The 3,643-nt window shown below is 46.3% G+C and carries 3 protein-coding genes; 2 read left to right on the forward strand and 1 reads right to left on the reverse strand.

Going from position 1 to position 3,643, the window contains the following annotated elements:
• The coding region (locus WBA23_RS06600; protein ID WP_424581461.1) for a hypothetical protein at positions 1–591 on the forward strand (591 nt) is incomplete at its 5' end.
• 18 nt (positions 592–609) lie between these two features.
• Positions 610–1,521, forward strand: coding sequence for an alpha/beta hydrolase (locus WBA23_RS06605; protein ID WP_424581462.1), 912 nt, complete (start codon positions 610–612; stop codon positions 1,519–1,521).
• Positions 1,522–1,877: 356 nt separating this feature from the next.
• Here WBA23_RS06605 and WBA23_RS06610 read toward each other — a convergent pair whose 3' ends face one another.
• Positions 1,878–3,533, reverse strand: a complete 1,656-nt coding sequence (locus tag WBA23_RS06610) for a trypsin-like serine protease (protein WP_424581463.1) — start codon at positions 3,531–3,533, stop codon at positions 1,878–1,880.
• Positions 3,534–3,643 lie beyond the last annotated feature (110 nt).

Below are 3,643 nucleotides of genomic sequence, written 5' to 3' on the forward strand. Positions count from 1 at the left end.
GCCAATAACCTTACAATTGGAAAAAACAAAATTATGAAACACTATTTGCTATTCATCTACTTGGGACTATTTACACAGGTGACTCACGCCCAAAATCTATCCAAATTGATAACCATCGAAGATCAATCGTTTAAGAGCGAATCAGGAGTGGTGGTAGATGCCACCGTGGGAAGTCTAAAAGTGCCCGAGAACCGATCCAACCCTGATTCGGAAGAAATTTCCGTGCATTTTGTGCAATTAAAAAGCACTAATTTTAATCCCGAAGTTCCGTTGATCTATCTAGCCAGTGGGCCGGGGCAAAGCTGTACCTGGCAAGCGGATGATCCTCATTATCTGGAACGATGGCTGCCTTTCTTGGAGGTAAGTGATGTTATTCTGCTGGATCAGCGAGGAACCAGCGCGGGGTCGGAACGAGTGCTGTATATTCATCAAGAAGGTATACCGACTGATATTCTCGCTAATGAAGCGGCACGAGAAAAATATTTTGAGGAAATGGGACAAGCTGCCTTAGCTGACTTTAAACAAAGGGGAGTGGATTTGCACGGCTATACCACGCTGGAAAGTGCTCGGGACATAGATGATCTGAGATAGGCTTTATCTTACGATCAATTGTCGTTACTGGGCTTCAGCTACGGAACGCACTTAGGTCAAGCTTACATTAAGTATTTTGGCGAGCACGTAAAGAACGCGGTACAGATTGGGGTGGAAGGGCTAAACCACACCTTCAAATTGCCTTCTACGATAGACATCCAGTTTCGGAAGATCGCCCTAATGGCTCAGGCTGATTCGCAGATAAGGGCGATGGTACCCAACCTAACCGATTTGTACCGGCGAGTGGTTAACCAACTGGATGAGCATCCGGCGGAGTTGGAAATCAAATCACCGCTCACCGGCGAGCCGATACTGGTGAAGGTAGGTTCGTTCGGACTCAATCTGATTCTACGTATTGATATTGGCGATGCTTCCGATATTCCCGTTTTTCCTCGTTTGCTGTACAGCATCAGTCAGGGTGATTATTCTATATTGCAGTGGTTTGTACAGAAACGTATCGGAAACTTTTACGGAACGCAAGGCATGAGTGCCACGATGGATGTAGCCTCGGGAGGTAGTCCGAGTAGGTTGGCTAGAATAGAGGAAGAATTAGTAGTAAGTCCGTTTCAGGATATTCTGGCGGCTTTAATGGACTCCGACTGGCCTCATCCTGATCTGGGGGAAGAGTTTCGCGCCCCGCTAATCAGTAATATTCGTACCCTGTTTATGAGCGGTACGCTGGATTTCAATACCCCGCCCTACCAAGCCGAAGAAGTGCGCTGGGGTTTTTCCAACAGTAGCCACATCATCGTGGACAATGCCGGACATGAGCAGATACTGACGCATCCCCAAGCCACCTCCACCATTATTCGCTTCTTGAAAGGAGAGAATGTGGATGATGTAGCTTTGTTTTATCCACCGTTAGAATTTATTCCGGTGAAAGGAAATCCTGGAAATTTATCGCATCCTTCTATTCAGTCGCTCGACTAAATCATTGTGTAGAAATACTCATTAGAAACAAACGTGCTCCGGCTGGCAGCAATTCTCACTTTAGAAAATATCCAACAAAACGTGCCGCGCCACGGGGGCCGTCATTCCGGAATCCCCGGCTACAGCGACGAAAATGTCCAGCATACGATGTCAGGTTATAGTTTTGCGACGGGGGATTCCGGATCATTTGCGTCGCTGCGCTATGCAAACGTCCGGAATGACGGCAAAGTGAGAACTGCTGTCCGGCTGGTAATTTTGCACATATCGTGCAATGGGCGAGCGTTTTGCATAAAACGTACAATAAAAAAAGCCGTACCCATCAGAATACGGCTAATTGATGGAATAGCTAATTTGGTTTATTCTATAACAACCTGTTTCTGCAAAGTACCTTCTTGGTGGTGGATATGCAGGTAGTAGGTACCCGCGGGAAGCTTACTAGTATTCAACTGTATCTCGGTATCTTTGGTTGAGTCGGTTGCTACTACTTTCTGTTGACTATTGTAGAGCTTCACGCTAAACGAGATTGGCGCAGAAGATGTAGTTCGTTCGGTGAACATAGAGGCGGTGGCCAATGAAGAATCCGCGGGTGGAACTTGCTCAATGGTCAATTGCTCATTAGCCGGGTTAGGGTACACCATCATACCCGAAGCACAACCAGGGGGTATGGTAGTAGTGGTGGAAGCCGTTCCGCAGGGTGTACCAGCTTCTACTCTTAGAGTTCCACCATTGCAACCGAAAGGAATTGTGATAGTATTGGTATTTGTCACTGAGGTAAATATTAAAGAACCGTTTCGGTAAAATCTGTACGGGGGCGAACCGCCCGTTACGGTGACATCAACCTGACCGAAAGGCCCGGTGCCGAACCATGCAATGCTTATTGAACTTCCCACCTGAAACGTTCTGGATACAGTAGTCGTGCCGCATCCGCCATTGATAGTAAAGGTTAATGTACCCTGACCCCTGACACTACTACTGGCAGCTCTTAATGTAGCAGCTGTTCCCGTCCCCGTATTAGTAGCGAATAGGTTGGCTGGAGTAGCCGACCAAGTAACAGTAGTTCCAGTAACTGGTCCATGGCGTAGATTATAGGTTGCATTAGAGGTGCACAATGTACTAGCTCCATTTTCTATAGCCGCAATACGATCGGATATCCAGTCACAAAAACTAGAAACGCGAGTATACAATTGTAGAAAATCAGGTCGCGCACATCCTATTCCATAGCTGATAACGCCTGCTAGTACTGGTGCTGGTCCATCACGAATAATTAGGGGCCCACCGCTATCTCCGAAACACACTCCTGTACCTCCGGTACCCATAACACCAGCAGCAATCATATTGCCAGTTACATCAAGATCATCATCCGGTGCTGGTAAATTATTATACTGAGCAACCGCCGTAGCGTTGACCACGATAGGAACATTAACAGATTGTAAATGGTCTGGCGTTGACCCTCCTTCTGCTAATTGTCCCCACCCGGAAACAGTAGTGATCACTCCAGCATTCGTAAGTCCTCTGGTAACATCGTTAGCAGTTGCATAGCGAATACCCTGCACATTAGCGTTAAACGTTAGGGGGGTGTTTAATCGTAGTAGTGCTATATCGTTATCAAAGCGGCTATTGGCATTGGTGCCCCAATTATTATGGCGAATAATTTGGGTTACAGTTCTAACCTGTCCACTATTTCTATTGCTGCGAAGCGTAACTCCGGCAAATACCTGAATTTGATTGGCTTGGTACCGCACTCCGGTAAAAGAGTTTTCTAAACAGTGGGCAGCAGTAAGTATCCATCCGGGAGCAATAATTGTACCCCCACATAGCCCTCCGTTGACATCTAGTAGAACTTGCCAAGGTACTGCATTAATGTTAGCGTTTGCCCCTCCCACAATATTGGTTGTAGGACCATTAGGTGTTTCAATTGGTTTCTTAGGGGTAGTCTGGGCGGTAGCACTTATGCTAACGATAGTGCTAATAAGGCATACCAATAGCTTTAATGAAATGTAACACTTTTTCATTATCGATTAGATTATTGTAATTGTACGGGTTATTCTACTGTGAAAGATACTTCCAGTCGGATAGAGTCGGTTTCGCTACTTTGGATAGTGAAACCGGTATAGTATTCACC

It is taken from the genome of Tunicatimonas sp., from assembly GCF_049647865.1.
Lineage (GTDB): Bacteria > Bacteroidota > Bacteroidia > Cytophagales > Cyclobacteriaceae > Tunicatimonas.